Below are 20,554 nucleotides of genomic sequence, written 5' to 3'. Positions count from 1 at the left end.
TATTGTTTTTTATTTTTATTCTGTCTGTTTTGTCATCCTGACGAAGGAAGGATCTTCGTAAGCGACTCCTCTCAGAAATTCGCCAATCTTTGTAGAGTTTCTCGTGAAGATTCTTCGTTTCTCAGAATGACAAACTGTGACGTCAATCTTTGTCGAGTTACGCGTGTGATTTCTCCTCTATCGAAATGACAAAATGAACGTTTAAGACTTTGACAAAGCTGTCCTGCATTTTATATTTTCTAATTCTCTAATCTTCTATTCTACGAACTTTATCCAACCATGTAAATTTCAATATTGTTGTTGTTATTAAAAACACGATTAATGCTGTAATCGCCTTTGGATAATCCCTGATAATAAAGAATATCGGAAGCAAAATCATACTCGACTGCCATACAATCCCGATAGCACAATTCATCATATCTCTCCAGAAATCATTGTTTTTTTCGAAAGCCAGATCTTCGGCTTTTAACAATTTATAAACTGGACTCCAAAATCCCCACGGCCTTACGTTTGAATAAAAGGATTTTAAAACTTCCATATCTGTTGGTTTGCTCAAATATGTTCCTAAGAGACAACCTAAAATTGAGAATCCAAATATTAATGGGAACAGGTAAATAGCTTGTACTTGTGCCAAATCATATAAAAATGATCCTTCTGACAAGCCTCCTTTGGCCTGACCTAAAGCAAATTGTAGAGAAGCAACAACTAGTCCGGAGAACATTCCCCAGAAATAACCCCAGCCGTTAAAACGCCACCAAATCCATTTCAGAAAGTTGGCTGCTACGTAACCTCCGTATAATGCACTTGTAATCCATAAAGTCAATGAATTGATCGAATCTGCGAAGAATCCCATAAAAACGCCTAAACCAACAACAAGGAAAGACGAAATCTGGCTTACTTTGATATAATGTGCATTGGATGCTACCGGTTTGAAGTATTTTTTGTAAATATCATTTACGATATACGCTGGTCCTGCATTTACGAATGCAGAGAATCCTGACATAAAAGCGGCTAATAAACCTGCCAGTAAAATACCTTTGATTCCAACGGGAATATATAAATTAACGACTTTTGGCATCAATAATTCTAAATCGGCTCCGGTTAATCCTGTGTTTGCATTTAATTCAGGTGCTAAGTTTACCAAAGCGATTACCACGATTCCGGTGATTAATAAATATCTCGGGATGAATAAAATCAGGTTGGTAAAACCACTCATATAAGCGGCTTCTTTGACTGATTTGGTTGAAAGAACCCTTTGTAAATCATAACTAGGCGTTGGCCCTGCAACACTCGCAAAGAAACCTTTGAATAAGGTCATTCCGATGAAAGCGCCAAACATTTTGTACCCCTCTGAATCAATTAAATTATTGAAGGTTTGAAATTTATCTGTCCATTGGGTTTCAAACTGCCATCCGAAAAAGACATTTTTCCATTCCTCTGTAATAACTGCATTAATCTGAATATCTGTATAATTAATGAAGGCATAACCTGCGATTAAAACTCCGGCTATAATCATAATTAAATATTGTACAACTTCTGTTGCGACTACTGAGAACATTCCGCCTTTTACGGTATAAATTGTCGTTAAAAAAATGATTAACAAGGCATAAGAACGCTCTGATGTCAATAAAATCATATCACCGTAGTGAAGCGTCAAATCCCAAGGAAGGATGATGGTTACAAATTTTCCGATTCCTTCGAAGAAATACGCAATGAAACCAATTGTTGAGATAATGGCAAAAATAGCTACAATAATATGAGATGCTTTTCCGGCTCTGTCGCTTCCAAAACGAGTCAGAATCCATTCAGAACCCGTCATAACTTTTGATCTTCTGATCCAGACGGCAAGGAACATCATGACGAAAATCTGGTTCCATATCGGCCACAGCCACATAAACATAAAGCTTTTTACGCCGTACAGAAATAAAACTCCAATCATCCATGAGGTTCCCGAAACATCAAACATTCCGGATCCATTACTAAGACCCAGAAAGTACCATTTGATTGTTTTACCTCCGAGGAAATAATCGTCTAATCCTTTTGATGCTTTTCTTGAAATCCAAATTCCTATACCTACCGAGAGCAGAATATAAGCTACGATGATTGATACGTCAATAATATCCATTAATTTTTTGTTGTTAGGTTAGTTTTGTTTTATGTATTTATTTTTGGATTCCCCAGTTTGTATTTGGCTGTGCTCCCATTACAAAATGTAAAGTCCCTCCTTTTAAAATCTGTTGATGTTTGATTGCTGTTTGATTGAATTCAACTCCGTTTAAAGTTGCTGACTGGATGTAAAAATTTTTATCTGAAACATTTTCGGCTTCAATTACGAACGTTTTGCCTCCTTCAAGATTGATGGTTGCTTTTTCGAAAATCGGGCTTCCAATTTCATATTCGCCTGAAGCAGGGTTCATTGGATACAATCCCATTGAACTGAAAACGTACCAGGCCGACATTTGTCCGCAGTCTTCGTTACCGCTTAATCCGTTTGGTGTTGTGTTGTATTGCGTATCTAAAATATGACGAACCCAATATTGCGTTCTCCATGGCTGACCTGCCGCATTAAACATATAAGCAATGTGGTGGCTTGGTTCGTTTCCGTGTGCATACTGGCCAATTAATCCAGATATATCTGCCGAAACATTGTTTCCTGTAATCTCTGAGCTCTCTGTAAACAATTGCTCTAAACGTTTGGTGAAGATTTCGTTACTTCCGTGAAGCGAAATAACATCCTTCACATTATGAGGTACGAACCAACTGTGCTGCCATGCATTTCCTTCGGTATAATCTGTATGTTCCCTGTGGTTCGAATGTTTTGGATCGAAAGGTTCGTTCCATGATTTTCCATCTTCGGATTTTCCTCTCATGAAACCCGTTTTCGGATCAAATAAATATCGATACGCCTGAGAACGTTTTAAGAAAAACTGGTAATCTTCATTTTTGCCCAAAGCTTTCGCCATCTGTGCCACACACCAGTCATCATAAGCATATTCTAAAGTAATGGTTACCGATTCGTCTAATAAATTATAAGGAATGTAACCGTATTTTTTGTAGAAATTCAGTCCTCTTTCATCCTGCATCATGGTGGTTTTCATTGCCTCGAATGCTTTTTCGGCATCAAAACCTTTTATACCTTTTAAATACGCATCGACAATTACAGGAACAGAATGATAGCCTGTCATCGTATTGGTTTCGTTGGCGTAAAGTGTCCAGACCGGTAATATTTTTTTGGTATCGTAATACGCTAACATTGAATTTACAATGTCCGAAGCTTTCTCAGGCGCTAATAAAGTCAATAAAGGATTTTCGGCTCTAAAAGTATCCCATAGTGATAAAGTTGAATAGGCAGTATGATCTTTTGCCATAACAATCTGATCGTCCTCTCTCCTATACTGCCCATTTTTATCACTATAAGTTACAGGCGCAACTTGTGCGTGATACATTGCGGTATAAAAAATTGTTTTTAATGAATCTACCGGTGTTTCAACTTTTATTTTGCCTAAAGCTACATTCCAAATTGAAGATGCATTTGCTTTCGTTTCATCGAAATTAACTTTTGGATCGTCTAAATTGTCTTTTGCATTTGCTACACTTACAGATGAGAGCGCTACTTTTACAAACAATTCAGTTGCGTTTTTCGGGTCAAAAAACAATTGTAACGAAGTATTTTCTCCTTCTGCTTTTTTAGCATTAACAATTTGTTTATCAGCCGTTAAAACTGATTCTGAAATAGGTTTTGAAAACTTTGCTACAAAAAACACTTTCTGGTTTAATGCCCAGCCTTTACTGTAACGGTAACCGCTTATAGTATAATCGTCTTCAATTGTAATTCCGGTTTTTAGGGCTTTATCCCAATTTATGGCAAATCCTAAATCGACAACTACGGATTGCTTGTCGTTTTTAGCAAATGTATATTTATGATAAGCTGTTCTTTGTGAAGACGTTAATACTACATTAATCTTAGGATCCTCAAGAAAAACCTGGTAAGAACCCGGTGTTGCTTTTTCGTTAGCATGACTGTAAGCTGATTTATAAGGTAATTGATCTCGTGAAGTTGTTTTGAGTGTTAAATCGACTTTTTTGTTTGTCGGCATAAATAATATGTCTGCCAAATCTCCAATTCCGGTTCCGCTTAAATGCAAATGACCAAAACCAGCCACAACAGAATCTGAATAATGATAACCTGAACACCAGTCCCAGCCCGAAATACCGTTGTCAGGACTTACCTGAAGCATTCCAAAAGGAAGAGTCGCTCCCGGATACGTATGTCCATGTCCTCCAGTGCCTATGAAAGGATCAACCTGGCTTACAAAAATATCTTTCGGATTATTATTTTTGTTTACATTTATTTTACAACTTGCAACCAGAATTACAAATAAAAGACATAGTAAAAAATTCTTCATATAATACAACCTTAATTTAACTTTAAATTTAAATAAATTTGACTTTTGTTAAAACTAATTTAGACGGACAACACATAAACTTAGATAAACATCAAAAAAAGTCACAAAATGCACTTTTATTATGAATTTCAATTCTAACAAATTATATCGGATACCATTGCGTTATCATGTGTTTTTCTGGCTGACTTATTTCTTGTTTAATACTTTTAGATGGGGAAGTTATTTTAACAATTACAGCTATTCATTAAAAACAAATTTATTAGGTTTTCCTATTCATATGACTTTGTGTTATCTGAATATACTGGTTTTTATGCCTTTTTTGGTTTATCGAAAAAAATATATTCTGTATGTATTGTCTGTATTAGCAACCATTTTTTTAATGGTCGTTATTAAATTCAATCTTACCTATTTATTAATTACGCACCAAGTGTGGCCTGAAGGCCCTGAAACTATTCAAAAACTCACCCTCAATTATACCATTGACATGATGATGGGCGAATTGTATGTGATGACTTTTGTAACTGCAATTAAAATAACTTTAGATTTCAAGAAAGAACAAAAAAGAGTAACCGATTTAGAGAAATCACAACTGGAAACAGAATTGCTTTTTCTTAAATCTCAAATTTCGCCTCATTTCTTTTTTAATACACTGAATAATATTTATTCGTTATCTGTAGAAAAATCAAACAAAACCCCAAAAATTGTACTTAAACTTTCTGAACTGATGCGGTATATGCTTTACGATACGAAGGGTAAAAAACAGTCTTTAGAAAACGAAATTTTATGCATCCAAAATTACCTTGATCTGGAGCGAATTAGAAATGATGAAAGACTGGAAATAAACATGGCAGTTTCCGGTGATATACATGATAAAGAAATCTCTCCGGTGATATTACTTACTTTTATTGAAAATGCCTTTAAACATGGTGTAAATAAAAACACAGGAAAGGTCAAAATTGATATAACTTTTAAAGTTAAAGAAGACTTTCTTCATTTTACAATTTCAAATCCAAAACCCCAAATTACAGGGCATAAAGACAATTTTAACAAGTCAAGTGGTATAGGTCTCGAAAATGTCAAAAAAAGACTTGAATTAGGCTATAATAAAAATGACTACAAGCTTTCTTTTAAAAATAAAAAGAATATTTTTGTCGTAAAGCTTGTGATTAAAGTCACCTAAAACAAATACTCCCCTTATTGATTTCACCTGCAAAATTATTTCGCTCAAATAACTAAGATTATAGAAATGAAAATAAATTGTTTGATTATAGACGATGAGCCATTGGCAATTAATATTATTAAAAATTACTTAGAGCCACTTGAAAATTTTGAGGTAACAAATACTTTCAGTAATCCGATTGAAGGCCTGAATTTTATTAAAAATAATAATGTCGATGTTATTTTTCTGGACATAAACATGCCTGTTCTCGATGGAATTAATTTTATAAAAAGTCTCGAAAATCCTCCTTTAATTGTAATCACAAGCGCCTATAGCCAGTTTGCAATAGAAACTTATGAACTTGATGTTTTAGATTATTTAGTGAAACCCATTGAGTTTCCAAGATTGATGAAGACGTTAAATAAAATAAGCAAGAGGATTGAGAAAAAGGACAATTCAAGTCCGGACAGCCATCCGGACAGCCCTTTTATATTCGTTAAAATTGACAAAAAGAGAATGAAGAAAATTTTCTTTAACGAAATTCTGGTGATCGAAAGCCTTAAAGATTATCTAAAAATAAACACTTTAACAGGCAAATACATAATTCACAGTACCTTGTCTGATTTTACCGATTTATTACCCGAAAAAAACTTCCTGAGAATACACCGATCATACACGATTGCAATTGACAAAATCGATGCCGTTGAAGGAAACAGTATCGAGATCGAAGGACTGAGATATGTTATTGGAAGATCGTACATCGATCATGTGAAACAGCGAATTTTGAATTCTTCGATTTAAACAATTGCCTGTCTGAGTCGAAGACTTTTATTTAAAATGAAACCTTTGTCAATTTGAAATTGACAAAGGTTTTTTCTTTTTAATTAAGCTTTAGTTTGTAATTTCTGACAAAAAATAAGGAATAGCTTTGTAGCCTTCGACTTCGCTCAGGGTAACAAAAAACTTTGCGTTAAGGTTTTCGAACTTTGCGGCAAAACTGTTAAGGTGTTAAATATCAGAAAATAAAAAATACAAAAAATGCAGCCAACCACGGCTGCATTTTCAAAACTTGGTAACTAACTAACCAAAATAAACTACATGAAATAGTTTATTCTATTTTAAAGATTTTCTTAGAAGAAATACCTCTTGAAAGCTTCGATTGCTGAATAATCTGCCAATCCTAAAGCATGATATTTTTCTGCAGTTAATCTGTTTCTGTCTTCTGCTCTGATCCAGAATTCTCTACTGTCATCACCCTGAAACATCACACCATCTTTTTGAGACTGGTGGAAGAAAATAGCATGACGCTTTTTAAGCACCTGATCCGGACTCATTGGAACCGCCATTTCAATTTGATACGATTCCCATTCGTGCCATGCACCTCTGTACAACCAAACCCAACAGTCATCCATGAAACTTTTGTGTTTTAATCTCTTCAAAGCTTCGAATAAACTATCCAGACAAACTTTGTGCGTCCCGTGCGGATCTGCTAAATCTCCGGCTGCGTAAATTTGGTGTGGTTTGATTCTTTCGATGATATCGCACATAATCTGAATATCAGCTTCTCCTAAATTATTTTTCTTTACCGTTCCTGTTTCATAAAATGGAAGGTCAAGGAAGTTTACATTAGAATCCGGGACACTTAAATATCTGGTTGCTCCTAAAGATTCACTTCTTCTGATCAAACCTTTCAGTTTTCTCACTTCGACTAAATCAATATCGTTGCTGTTTTTATTTTTTAAAAAGTTGATAATAGTTTCAGCTTCAGCAGAATCAGGATTTAATGCTTTTGTAATTTCAGCAAATTTCAATGCCTCTTCGTTTGAAACGGCAATATTTCCTGAAGTCTGATACGCAATATGCACTTCATGCCCCTGCTCTACCAATCTGTCAAAAGTGCCTCCCATCGAGATAACGTCGTCATCCGGGTGTGGACTAAAAATGATAATTCTTTTTTTCTCCGGAGTTGCACGTTCCGGTCTGTAAGTGTCATCGGCATTTGGTTTTCCTCCCGGCCATCCTGTGATGGTTTGCTGCATTTTGTTGAACATTTTAATATTCAAATCGTAGGCAGTTCCTTCTTCAGACAACACGCTTGACATTCCGTTATCATTATAATCTTTGTCTGTCAGTTTAAGGAAAGGTTTTTTAGTCAGTTCACTTAACCAAACCACTGCTTTCAGTTTTAATTCTTCTGTCCAGATTACCGATTTTACCAACCAGGGTGTTTTTACTCTCGTTAATTCTGATGAAGCTTCTGTATCTAAAACAAATGTTGTGTTGCTGTGCTGCTGCAAATACGTAGCCGGAACACGAGATGAAATTTCACCTTCAATGGTTTTCTTAATAATTTCTGCTTTACTGATTCCCCATCCAAGAAGTACAATTCTTTTGGCATTTTTTACAGTACCAATTCCCATTGTAATCGCTTTTTTAGGTACATTGTCAATTCCTAAAAATGATGATGCCGCATCTACTCTTGTTAAGTGATCGAGTGTAATACTTCTGGTGCCTGAATTAACATGAGATCCCGGTTCGTTAAAACCAATATGACCTGTTCTTCCAATTCCTAAAAGCTGAAAATCCAATCCGCCGTATGATTTAATTTTCATTTCGTAATCAATACAATATTGCTGCAGATCTTCATTGCTGATGTTTCCATTAGGAATATTAATATTTTGAGGCAAAATGTTCACATGATTAAAAAGATGCTCATGCATAAAGTACCAGTAACTCTGAATATTGTTTTTATCCATCGGATAATATTCATCTAAGTTAAAAGTCACTACATTTTCAAAACTTAAGCCCTCTTCTTTATGAAGCCTTACTAATTCTTCGTATACTTTTATTGGTGATGATCCGGTTGCTAATCCTAAAACGCAAGGTTCGTTTAACTCTTCTTTTCTCTGAATTATATTCGCTATCTCCTGTGCTACCAATACAGATGCCTCGTGAGATGAATCGAAAATTACATTATGAATCTTCTCAAAACGAGTTTCTTCAAACTTTCCCGCTTCTTTGAAATTTATACTTTCTTTAATCATTTCCCTGATGTTCTAATTTATTAGTATAAAATTAAGTATTACATAATCTAATAAATCAAAAATTCGACTAATAACCTGTTAACTTCGTTAGAAAACATAGTTTGAAACTTTAAACAAATTAAAGGACAATTACTGTTCAATGATATTTATTTCTGCAATAGAAACAGTTGCCCCTTTTCCTACTGCCGACTTAGCAACGAAACGAATATATCGGGCTTTCCTTTTCTTAAATGTCTTAATTTGCTCAATCGGATTGTGTTTTATATTCGAAAATTCGCCTTGTGACTCTAAGGTCCATTTTACATTATCCATACTGGAATAGAATTCATAGTTCGAAATCAAATTGAGATTATTTCCAACCTGTTGTGGCAGATAAGTGAAACCTTTTAGACTTAAAACACCACCCATATCGATTGTGATTTCCTGAGGCAGTTTATTAGAATCATTTCCAAAACTCCAGTCTGTATTTGGATTTCCATCTATAATTCTGTCGGCCAGTTTTAAATCGCCACTTGAAGCGGTAACAATTTTCCAGTTTTCTTTTGATACACCGAATTTTGCTGTTTTTACAGCACTGCTTACATTCTCTTGTGTATTTATAGCAACAGCTTTTATCTGACCTGCCTTCTTATACTGAAATGTTCCTTTATACAAAATACTTTTTTTCGTTGGATTTTTTCCTTCAAGCGAATAATAAACAGGATTTCCGTCTTCAGATTTTATGGTTAAATTGCCATTTTTATCACGGATGATTTCTGGCATACGTACATAAGTTGGTGCATTATAAGCCTGAATATTTGAAATAACAATATTGGCTTTTGAATCGGTTATATTAATTCTTAATACCGATGCTTTAACTCTTTCGATTCTTAGAATTCTTTTATAGCCAATAGTTGTTTCATTAGCAACCGCTTTCCAGTTTCCATCCACTTTAACTTCAACATTAAAAGCTTTTACACGTTGTCCAAGTGCTATGTTTTCTTGTAACAGAATACGATTAACATCAGTTGGTTTATCAAATTCAAAAGTAATTGAAGCTGTTTTTAAATTGTCGTCTGTTGCCCAGTAGGTATTTTTATCTCCGTCTGTTACATTTTTTGCCGAAAATAAAGTGCTGTTTCCTCTTATATTATCAGCAGAAACTTTTGTTCCGGCTAATAATTCGGTTTTAAAATCGGCTTTTATAGTCGAAACTAACTCTTTTAATCGGGCTTCATCATTTTCATGAACCAAACCTCTTCTGTCAACCGGAAGATTCAATAATAAAGTAGCATTACGGCCAATTGATTCATAATAAATATCAACCATCTCGTCCAGTGATCGTACTTTATCGTCTTCAACTTTATGATAAAACCATCCCGGTCTGATGGAAACATCGGCTTCGCCAGGAACCCATTTCTCTCCATCTTCATGCCCCGACATAAATTCGGAATAATGAACTTTGCCTGCCAATTCATCTTTCTGACGTAAAAGCGACCAATTCGTTTTGCCGGCACGTCCTTCTTCATTTCCAATCCATCTTGCTTCAGACGGACCAACTCCCCAAACGAGAGTTTTAGGCGCGGTTTTGTAAATTAATTTATAAGTTTCGTCCCAATTGTAATATTCCAGTGTATTAATTTTTCTTATTTCGTTGGCTCCGCCATAATAACCATCTCCTCCATTGGCACCATCAAACCACATTTCGAATACATCGCCATAATTCGTCAATAATTCTTTTAACTGATTTCTGAAATAGGTTATATATTCAGGTTTGCCGTATGCAGCGTGGTTTCTGTCCCATGGAGAAAGATACAATCCTAATTTTAAATTATACTCTTTGCATGCTTCAGCCAATTCTTTTACTACATCTCCTTTTCCATTTTTCCATGGAGAATTTTTCACAGAGCGTTCTGTATACGCTGACGGCCACAAACAAAAACCATCGTGATGCTTGGCCACCAAAATAATTCCTTTCATTCCGGCAGCTTTTACAATGCGCGCCCATTGTCGAACATCTAAATTCGTTGGATTAAATAATTGCGGTGACTCATCGCCATAACCCCACTCTTTATTGGTAAAAGTATTTAACGAAAAATGCACAAAAGCATAAAACTCCATTTCCTGCCAGTCGATTTGTTTTTGTGTCGGAAGCGGACCAAAAGGTTCGGGAGATTTTACCAATTCCTGAGAAAAAACCGGTGTTCCTATTAAAAAAAGAATAAGTAATAAAAATATGTTCTTCATTGGGTCAGAAATTAATGTTTTTTGTTAGTAAGACTAATTAAAATATAAATTTACAGTAAATCAATATTATATTTCATACTATTTCGACCAACAACGTTTTTCAAAGTGGATTGGGAGGATTGTAAAGTACTGCAAAAGGTTTTGTGGAAATACAAAAAAATGAAATAAAAGAGGCTTAAGTTTGAATGCAGAAGGATTAGTAAGAAAAACTTAAAAATCTAACGCTCTAAAATATGTTTGTAACATGGTTGATATTAATATTCCAATTAAAAATAACATACTAAATATCAAAACATTAAAACTTATTTAATTCAAAATTTTATCTTTAGATATTTATTGAAAATTATATAATCTTCTTGATCACACGAAGCTTATGAGTGTGTTTTTTTAATTCAGGATTATAGATTCCTAAATGGTCCAAACGGTCAACGCGTACTTTTCCACTTGCGTGAATGATGTAGTTGTTTTCCATTATAATTCCGACGTGAATAATGTTTCCTTCGTCATTATCAAAAAAGGCTAAATCACCCACTTCACTTTCTTCGATAAAGCTTAAAGGTTCGCCCTCGAGTGCCTGCTGAGAGGCATCACGATGAATTCTGTAACCGTTTAATTTATAAACCATTTGTGTAAAACCCGAACAATCAATTCCAAAAGGTGTTTTTCCGCCCCAGAGGTAAGGAGCATTTAAATACATAAATGCTGTACTGATTAATGCACTTTTAGGTTTAATTCCACTGGTTTTTGTGCCTTCAAAATCAAAGTTTGAAGTATTAATTTCACTATTGTTCAGAAAAGACAATGAAGCGCCAAGCGGAATTGGAAGTAATAAATTATCCGGTGCACTGATATAATCAATCAAATCAGCATTTAAAATAATAGCTTCTTTGCTTAATTGATTAAAATGCTCCTTAGAAATTACCTGATATTGTTTAGAATCTACCCAGCCCTCATAATCATCGAACTGAATTCTTATTCGCGCCCATTGATTTTGGCGTTCTAATATTTCGATATGTTCACCAAACAAGAGCTGTGTAACAATTTCACTTCTGTCACTAGCTTCAGCTCGAACGGGTACTATGGCAAGATTGCAGATTCCGAACATTTAAGGTAATTTATAAGTTTAAAATTAGGAGCATTTGAATTCAATAACTCCTAAAATAGAATATTTATTTAAGCTTTTTCGATAACAATAGCCGAAGCACCACCACCGCCATTGCAAATTGCAGCAGCTCCTGTTTTAGCATTGTTTTGTTCTAAAACATTTAACAAAGTAACAATAATTCGGGCTCCTGATGCTCCAAGAGGATGTCCTAAAGAAACTGCTCCGCCATTTACGTTTACTTTATCGTTATCTAAATTAAGGATTTTGGAATTGGCTAAACCCACTACAGAAAAAGCCTCGTTGAATTCGAAATAATCAACATCCCCAATTCCGATTCCTGCTTTTTCCAAAGCTTTAGGCAGTGCTTTTGCGGGACTTGTAGTAAACCATTTTGGTTCCTGAGCGGCATCAGCATAACCTTTTATATAAGCCAAAGGTTTTAATCCTAATTCAGTTGCTTTTTCTTCAGACATTAAAATTAATGCTGCAGCTCCATCATTAATAGTAGAGGCATTTGCTGCTGTAACAGTTCCGTCTTTGGTAAAAACAGCACTTAAAGAAGGTATTTTGTCTAGTTTTACATTCGTATATTCTTCATCTTTTGAAACGATAATAGGTTCTCCACGTTTTTGTGGAACCTCTACAGGCACAACTTCATTATCAAATTTTCCGGCGTCCCATGCTTTTGCACTTCTTTCGTACGACTGAATAGCAAAATTATCCTGCTCTTCACGGCTGATGTTGTATTCAGTGGCACATAAATCAGCGCAAACTCCCATTGCGTTGTTATCGTAAGCATCTGTCAAACCATCTTTTTGCATTCCGTCTAGCAGAGTCGCAGGACCAAATTTATTTCCGGAACGCATTTGTACGTAGTGCGGAATTAAACTCATGCTTTCCATTCCACCAGCCACAACAATTTCAGCATCTCCGCAGGTAATTGCCTGAGCAGCTAACATTACGGCTTTCATTCCGGAAGCACAAACTTTATTTACAGTTGTAGCGACTACTTCTTCCGATAATCCGGCAAAAAGTGCTGCCTGACGTGCAGGAGCCTGTCCAACTCCGGCCTGAATAACATTACCCATGAAAACTTCATCCACAAACTTTGGATCAAGATTAATTTTTTGGAGTGCTCCTTTTATAGCAGCCGCACCTAATTTTTGTGCCGGTACAGTAGACAATCCTCCCATGAAACTTCCGATAGGTGTTCTAACGGCAGAAACGATAACAACTCTTTTGTTCATTGTTCTGTAATTATTAGTTATTCTAGCAAATTTAATCTTTATTTATACAAATTCAAATTTTGAATCAATTCGAATGAATTTTAAATTTAAGATCATTTTTTTATTAATTCTATTTGTTTGATTGTGAAGTGTTTTAAAAAAAAGATTGAAAAAAGATTGAAAAAAGCATAAAAATAGTTGTGAGATATCGAATGTTGTCTTACATTTGCAACCGCAAAATAGGACATATCCTTGAGCTTGGAGAGTTGCCTGAGTGGCCGAAAGGACTTGTTTGCTAAACAAGCGTATGGGGAACTGTACCAAGGGTTCGAATCCCTTACTCTCCGCTTAAATTTTGCCTTCGGGGTGTAGCGTAGCCCGGTTATCGCGCCTGCTTTGGGAGCAGGAGGCCGCAGGTTCGAATCCTGCCACCCCGACAGAAACTTTGCCATAAAGTTTTAAAACAAATGGTTCCATAGCTCAGCTGGATAGAGCAACGCACTTCTAATGCGTAGGTCGAAGGTTCGAATCCTTCTGGGATCACAACAAAAGCCACTCAAATCGAGTGGCTTTTTTGTTATATACAATCATGATTGATTTATTGTTTGCGATTTTCTACTAACTTATCTCGTTTATAGATTTAGAATCGTATTTTTATAATCAATTATTCTAAATTGTATAAAATGGAATCTTTAACAAACCACTCAAATCGAGTGGCTTTTTTTTATTCTGCATCCCAGCTCTTGAAATCGGATCATGTGTAAAGTTCTCAACTTACAATTGAACTTTCTTATAATAAAATTATATATTCCTAAATTATCCCTGCTGTTATGATATTCCCTATGACATTCATATTTTTCAGACAGCAACAGTAACATTATCCTACTCCCGAACTTATTTTTAAGATTGTATCTGTCAAGGCTTTCTATTTTTTTATTTATTAGATGCGGTCACACTCATTTTGGATACAACCTGCTTTGCTTTGGATACGTATTGTATTTATAAAACCTGGAAATTTGTAATCATAAAATTTAAAATAATAACAATGGGTCAAATATTAAAAGATAAAGTTGTCATCGTAACAGGTGCGTCAAAAGGAATTGGTGCCGGGATAGCTCGCGCAGCCGGAGCTGCAGGAGCTAAAGTTGTGGTTAATTATGCATCCAGCAGAGAAGATGCTAATGCGGTTGTTGATGAAATCACAAACCAAGGAGGTCAGGCTATTAGCGTACAGGGTGATATGTCTAAAAAAGAGGATGTGCAGAAACTTTTTAAAGCCGCAGAAGATACTTACAGCAAGGTCGACGCAGTGATCAATAACGCAGGAGTATATGAATTTGCGCCACTAGAAGCGATTACTGAAGAATCATACAGACGAATGTTCGACATTAACGTTTTAGGGATACTTCTCACTTCCCAGGAAGCTGTTAGAGCTTTTGGTAACCAGGGAGGAAGTATTGTAAACATTACTTCTTATGCAGGAACAAGACCTGATCCTTATTCTATCGTGTATGGATCGTCAAAAGCTGCTGCAGACGCACTGACCATTTCAATGTCACAGGAGTTGGGACCTAAAAACATCAGGGTCAATTCTATCAGACCTGGAGGTGTTCTAACAGAAGGGGTGGCAAAATTAGGAGTAGATAGTGATTCCGAAGTAATAAAAGGAACAATAAACAGAAGTGCATTAGGCCGGATGGCAAAGCCTGAAGATATAGGTAAGATGGCCGTGTTTTTTGCATCTGACGAATCTACGGTAATTACCGGACAGATGGTGGAAGTTTCCGGTGGTTACAAATAAATGATTAACTTAACATTTTGATCGTATACAAAGAAATCGTGTGTAAGTTTGTAATTTCAAAAAAATAATGTATTATGGCTAAAGAAGAAAAATCGGTGACCATCATCAATTCAGTATCAGAACTGCACCGAATGCTGAAGTTGCCTCCCCCAAAGAACACACTGATATCGCTGATTAATCATAAGGATGAAGTACCACAAGACCAAACGGTGGAGCGGTTAGTTTTGAATTTTTACCAGATCTGTATTAAAAGGAATTTCAAAGGCCAATTCAAATACGGACGAAATTATTATGATTTTGACAAGGGGACGATGACCTTTTCTGCACCTCAACAGGTTATTTCTGTCGATCAGGGAGACGAAAAGGATAATGAAGGCTGGTCTTTACTATTTCATCCGGATCTCATCAGGAACTATCCTTTGGGAAAAAATATTAAGAACTACGGTTTTTTTTCCTATGAGGTCAATGAAGCGCTTCATTTATCAGATAATGAGGAACAACTGATCGAAGGTCTGGTTAGTAATATCGTTACAGAATATGAGTCTCGAATCGACAACCTCAGTGCGGATGTGATTGTTTCAAATCTGGAATTGCTTTTAAACTATTGTAACCGTTTTTACAGCCGACAATTCATTACCAGAAAAATGGCAAATAACGATGTGCTGACCAGATTTGAGATGGCTTTAAATAAGCATTTTGAAGATGATGCAATTACAGGCTTACCGACGGTTTACAGCCTGGCATCAGAAATGGGAATTTCATCGAGCTATCTGAGTGATATGCTGCGTACCCTGACAGGCCAAAATACACAACATCATATTCATGAAAAACTGATTGAGAAAGCAAAAGAAAATCTGGCCACCACCAATTTATCGGTTAGTGAGATCGCTTTTAAACTAGGGTTTGAGTATCCTCAATCCTTCAGTAAATTATTTAAAAGCAAAATGGATATAACTCCATTGGAATACAGACAGTCTTACAGTTGATGTCACTGTGTATTTTCAAATCGATATATTGACAAGTATTTTAAATCGCTGTAATTAATTCAAAAGAATTGCTACTTAACTCTAAGTTTACTTAAGGTGTAACCATTTTTGATTACACCTTTTATATTTGCATCAATCTATGATTTTGCAATTAATTATTTAGAATCAATGCAATACCTCTTGTGGCAATGTTTATTTAGATCTTTTGAATATCTCTATTCTTTAAAGGTTCCAATTAAATATCCCCCTTCTGAATGATATTCAATTCCTTATTAAAAGAATTTCTGTATTTTTTGATATACTCTGAAGGTTTCATCCCAAACAATTTTACGAACTGTTGGCGAAAATAGCGCTGATCTTCTATACCAACCTGAGGTCCAACCTGTGCGATATTAATGTTTTCAGTAAGCATAATTACTGCGGCTCTTCGGATTCTGATAGACCTGATAAAACCATTTACGGTTTGTCCTGAAATTGCTTTAATCTTTTTATAAAGACTTGAATGACTCATTCCCATGGCAGTAGAGAAACTCTTTAGATTAAATTCGCTGTTTTCAAGATTAGCTTCTACTATTTCGATACATTTATCCAGAAATTCTTTGTATTCAAGTGGAACCTTATTCACATTTTCACGAAGTGTTATGCTGTCCAGGAAATACCTGCGCAATTGCCCTCTGTTTCGAAGAACAGCATCAACGCGTGCTAAAAGTATATTGTTATCAAAAGGTTTGGTAACATAATCATCTGCGCCTTCAGTAATACTCTGCAAATGAATGTCATTGCTGGTTGTAGCTGTGAGAAGTATCACCGGAATATGGCTTGAACCATCATTTTGTTTGATTTCTTTGCATAAATCCAAACCGTTCATACCTTCCATAGAAATATCGCTCAGTACAATATCAGGCATGTGTTTTTGAACAAGTTTCAGTCCTTCGAGTCCATTTGTTGCCGAATAAACAATATAGTTTTTAGAGAAAAGCTGTACCAGATAATGATTCATTGCGGTATTGTCTTCCACAATTAGCAATACTTTTTTTGTACTAATTAATGCTGACTCTATGTTTTCAGGGGTTGATTGCTGATTGTCGCTTTCAGGAGTATTTTGGTTATATGTCGGCAGTCCTTCAAGAAGTTCACCTACAAGAGGCGACATTTGAGGATGATTCTCATTGATACTAATTTCCGAAAAATGACTTCTTCCTTTTGGCAACACAATAGTAAACGAAGTACCCTTCCCTACTTTACTTGTACATGTTATTTGTCCATGATGTTTATTCACAAAATATTTAACCACATAAAGACCTATTCCAAACCCATTGCTGCTTTTAGACTGAATTTGCTTGAACTTTTCAAAAATAGTATCAATATCATTCTCATGAATTCCGCTGCCGGTATCCGATATAATAATAGAAACATCATCAGTTTTTTCAATTATCTGAATACTTATACTTCCTTTATTGGGTGTAAACTTGAAAGCATTTGATATTAAATTAAACAGCGTAATCTCTATTTTTTCATAATCACCATAGATTTCAGCAGGTGTTTTTTCTTCGATAAACTGATAATTTAAACTTTTAACAGCTGCCATCTGCGTAAAACTTTCATAGATATCACGGCACAGACTGTTTAAATTAATCTTGGAAATTTTGAGTTCATCAAGATCCGTTTCTGCTTTTCTGAATAGCAATAACTGATCCGTAAGACTCAATAACCTTTTGGCATTTTTATAGGCTAGCCTTAGGTCAAAATCATCTTCAGGAGCATTTTTTCTGTCAATGGTACTTTTTAACGGATTTATAATTAAAGACAGTGGAGTGCGCAATTCATGAGCTATATAGGTAAACATAGAAAACTGTTTTTCGGCATGTTCCCTGTCTTTTTTGTGCTCCATACGCGTAAGTTTAATTTCGTAGCGAAGCCTTTCCTTATTTTTGTGATACTCTATATAGGCATAAATGGCCCCGGCAACAGCGATTAGATAAAATGTATAAGCCCACCATGTTCTGTACCATGGCGGAAGGATTTTTACCGTCGCGAGTTTTACCTCATTGGTCCAGTTTCCAAAAACATCGGTTGTTTTTACCTTAAAAACATAGGTTCCTTCTGTCAGTCTGGAATAATTTGCCCTGTTGTTCTTTGAGTTATAGTTCCAGTCTTTGTCCCATCCTTCGAGGAAATAAGCGGTATTGATTTTTTCGGAATTAACATAATCCAGATAAACAAAATCAAAACTCAATGCTGATTTTTCATAAGGAAGTTCGGCTTCGCTTATCATTTCGAGTTTCTTTTCTGTGATATAAGGACTATCGAGTTTTAAGGACTGATTGTTTACCAGTAAATCATTTAATAAAAATTTGCCCGTATTTTTTTTGTCTTTTATATTATCAGGATTAAAAATATTGAATCCGTTTATACCGCCAAAAATAAACTCTCCTGTCGAAAGTTTGGAGCCGGAATTCCAACTAAACTGAGTGCCCTGAAGTCCGTCAGAGACCCCAAAGTTTCTAAAAGTATTATTTTTAGTATTCAATCTGGAAATCCCATGGTATGTACTCATCCATAAATTTCCTTTTTTGTCTTCTAAAAGGCGAAGTATGGTGTTGCTTGAAAGACCGTTTTGTGTGGTAAAGTTTTTGAAAGTGCCTTTTTTTCGGTTGTATAAAAGCAAACCGCCTTCAACAGTCCCAATCCAAAGATTTTTGTTTTGATCTTCCGTGATACATCTGATTGTATAATCAGAGTGATAGCTTTTTATTTTTTTTGTTTTTGGTTCTATTTCAAAAAACGAATTAAAAGTTCCGCCCCAAATTTTTCCGTCTTTGGTTTCGTAGAGAGAAGTAACATCGCGTAGGGTATTACTGTAGCAGATAAATTTATTTTGTTTTCTGTCAAATTGATATAATGCTCCGTTATTCGTAACAGCAAGCCACAACGTTTTTTTCGAATCTAAATACAACAGCCAGGATTCCTGTTCGGTTTTTTTTGTGAATTGATTGTAAATTGAAAAATGCTGGATTGCTTTTGATTTAGGATCAATACGACAAACACCGCCTTTCCACATCGCAACCCAAATGGCATTATCAGAATCCCTTACGATACTGGTCACAAAATCGCTCTGGATTTTTCTGCCGGCAGCTGATGTGGTCGAGTAAACGTCATAAGTATTTTGTTTTCTGTTCCAATATCGCATTCCGGCACCATCAGTACCAATCCAGATGTTTTTATTTTCATCTTCACAGAAAGACTGCATGAAGTTTGCTGCAGGATCTTCATCTTCTTTATTGGTGAGCGGATCCTTGATTTTAAAATGATTAAAATCAAGCGGTTTTTTCCCCATCATGCTTACACCCCCACGAAGGGTTCCGAACCACATTTCTCCGTTTTTGCTTTGAAATATATCATACAGCGATTTACTGTTTAGTAATGAAACAGGACCGCTGGCACGGTATAAAACAGGAGTAGTCTGATTTTTTGTAATGGTATAAAGACCAGCTCCGTCAGTAGCGATCCAGAGTCTGTCTTCCTGCTGAAAAAAATCGCGTACGACTGTTTTTTTCTGAAAGTAGTTTTTAGAATAGGTATTCAGCCTGTCATCATATAAGTACGCACCTTCGTCTGATCCGATCCAGAGTCCTTCATGAGTCAGTTTAATGCAATTTGCTCCTGTAATTGAATTAGTAAGAAGCGTTAGTTTTTTGGATTTAATATCGTACTTACAAAGACCGGTTCCGGTTATAAAAACATAGAAAATTTGTTTTTTTGCATTATAAGATATGGATCTTGCGATATAATTTAATTTTCCGTTAAAAGGTATGGCCGTTCCGGTTTTCTCTCCTTCCTTAAAAAGTACGATTGCCCCTTTTGTAGCCACAAGAATTAGATGCAGAGGATATACAGCAATTATTTCGTAGGTCGTAACGTTTAAAGGTTTGATTTTTTTGTCTGTATCATAATATTGCAACGGACTAAAAGCAGATCGTTCTGCATTAAAAATTACAGGCCCTGCAGTTGTTCCTATCCATAAATTATTTTCAAAGTCACCTTCTATACAGCTAATAGCATTTCCCTGAATAGAATTTGGATCGGTATGGATATGGCGGTAAATTTTAAAATCATTTCCATCATATCTGTTAAGGCCGTCAAAAGTTCCAAACCACATATAGCCATTTTGATCCTGATATATTGACGCAACAGAATTATTAGAAAGTCCTGATGAAATATTGAGATGCTTTATTGGGGAATTCTGTCCAAATATATTTAGAGTAACAAGTATAATAATAAGAAGAAGAAAAGACTTTAGTTTATTCATAGATTTTTTTAAAAGCTGTTCTTTCATATACGAAAAATAGAAGAAATGAGATCTAAAACGGGATCATTTTTTATATGATTATGGCGAAATCTGCCTACTTTGCGAAAATAAGGATTTATTATATATTGATAAAATACATCCTGTTTTTTAGATTATTTATAAGTTGTGTTTTATATGTTTTTCTCCTATAAAAGATTAATATTTAAGGTTCTTTTAAGCAAATATTTAGAAATTATCAATTAAAAACCACAACCTTATTGATTATTAATATATTATTAAAATAATTGATTAC

The 20,554-nt window shown here is 35.2% G+C and carries 11 protein-coding genes and 3 tRNA genes; 7 read left to right on the top strand and 7 right to left on the bottom strand.

Annotated features, from left to right (window positions below):
• Window positions 1-247: 247 nt before the first annotated feature.
• Entirely contained in the window at window positions 248-2,125 is a 1,878-nt protein-coding gene (locus BXU10_RS06585) for a sodium:solute symporter family protein (RefSeq protein ID WP_078226667.1), read from the bottom strand.
• Between the two features lie 37 nt (window positions 2,126-2,162).
• Window positions 2,163-4,406, bottom strand: coding sequence for a GH92 family glycosyl hydrolase (locus BXU10_RS06580; protein WP_078226666.1), 2,244 nt, complete (start codon window positions 4,404-4,406; stop codon window positions 2,163-2,165).
• A gap of 121 nt (window positions 4,407-4,527) precedes the next feature.
• Between BXU10_RS06580 and BXU10_RS06575 the strand changes: the two genes are divergently transcribed.
• Together BXU10_RS06575 and BXU10_RS06570 are read left to right on the top strand one after the other, a co-directional pair.
• A complete protein-coding gene (locus tag BXU10_RS06575; RefSeq protein ID WP_078226665.1) occupies window positions 4,528-5,586 on the top strand; it encodes a sensor histidine kinase in 1,059 nt (352 codons plus the stop codon).
• 66 nt (window positions 5,587-5,652) lie between these two features.
• Window positions 5,653-6,366 carry a LytTR family DNA-binding domain-containing protein gene (locus tag BXU10_RS06570; RefSeq protein ID WP_078226664.1) on the top strand — a complete coding sequence of 238 codons (714 nt, stop codon included), beginning with the start codon at window positions 5,653-5,655 and terminating at the stop codon, window positions 6,364-6,366.
• 329 nt (window positions 6,367-6,695) lie between these two features.
• Here the strand turns inward: BXU10_RS06570 and nagB are convergent, their stop codons facing one another.
• The 4 genes from nagB to BXU10_RS06550 all read right to left on the bottom strand — a co-directional run bounded on the left by nagB (window position 6,696) and on the right by BXU10_RS06550 (window position 13,187).
• Window positions 6,696-8,609 carry a glucosamine-6-phosphate deaminase gene (gene nagB, locus BXU10_RS06565; protein WP_078226663.1) on the bottom strand — a complete coding sequence of 638 codons (1,914 nt, stop codon included), beginning with the start codon at window positions 8,607-8,609 and terminating at the stop codon, window positions 6,696-6,698.
• Between the two features lie 129 nt (window positions 8,610-8,738).
• On the bottom strand, window positions 8,739-10,835 hold the full coding sequence (locus BXU10_RS06560) for an alpha-L-fucosidase (protein ID WP_078226662.1): 2,097 nt from the start codon (window positions 10,833-10,835) through the stop codon (window positions 8,739-8,741).
• Window positions 10,836-11,178: 343 nt separating this feature from the next.
• A complete protein-coding gene (locus tag BXU10_RS06555; RefSeq protein ID WP_031455804.1) occupies window positions 11,179-11,940 on the bottom strand; it encodes a C40 family peptidase in 762 nt (253 codons plus the stop codon).
• 68 nt (window positions 11,941-12,008) lie between these two features.
• Window positions 12,009-13,187, bottom strand: a complete 1,179-nt coding sequence (locus BXU10_RS06550; RefSeq protein ID WP_078226661.1) for an acetyl-CoA C-acyltransferase — start codon at window positions 13,185-13,187, stop codon at window positions 12,009-12,011.
• A 239-nt stretch (window positions 13,188-13,426) separates the two neighbouring features.
• Between BXU10_RS06550 and BXU10_RS06545 the strand changes: the two genes are divergently transcribed.
• From BXU10_RS06545 to BXU10_RS06525, 5 genes are all read left to right on the top strand, one after another.
• Window positions 13,427-13,513, top strand: a tRNA-Ser gene (locus BXU10_RS06545).
• 15 nt (window positions 13,514-13,528) lie between these two features.
• A tRNA-Pro gene (locus BXU10_RS06540) sits at window positions 13,529-13,603 on the top strand.
• Window positions 13,604-13,635: 32 nt separating this feature from the next.
• A tRNA-Arg gene (locus tag BXU10_RS06535) sits at window positions 13,636-13,709 on the top strand.
• A gap of 502 nt (window positions 13,710-14,211) precedes the next feature.
• Window positions 14,212-14,967 (top strand): SDR family NAD(P)-dependent oxidoreductase, encoded by a 756-nt coding sequence (locus tag BXU10_RS06530; protein WP_078227924.1) that lies wholly within the window; start codon window positions 14,212-14,214, stop codon window positions 14,965-14,967.
• 131 nt (window positions 14,968-15,098) lie between these two features.
• Entirely contained in the window at window positions 15,099-15,953 is an 855-nt protein-coding gene (locus BXU10_RS06525) for an AraC family transcriptional regulator (RefSeq protein WP_223255399.1), read from the top strand.
• 235 nt (window positions 15,954-16,188) lie between these two features.
• Here the strand turns inward: BXU10_RS06525 and BXU10_RS06520 are convergent, their stop codons facing one another.
• Complete coding sequence (locus tag BXU10_RS06520; RefSeq protein WP_078227923.1) at window positions 16,189-20,262, bottom strand: two-component regulator propeller domain-containing protein; 4,074 nt, start codon at window positions 20,260-20,262, stop codon at window positions 16,189-16,191.
• Between the last annotated feature and the right edge of the window lie 292 nt (window positions 20,263-20,554).

This window comes from Flavobacterium sp. LM4 (genome assembly GCF_002017935.1).
In the GTDB taxonomy this organism is placed as follows: Bacteria; Bacteroidota; Bacteroidia; order Flavobacteriales; family Flavobacteriaceae; genus Flavobacterium; species Flavobacterium chungangense.
The sequence above is the reverse complement of the archived record's forward strand: the minus strand, read 5'-3'. Positions and strand labels throughout refer to the sequence as shown.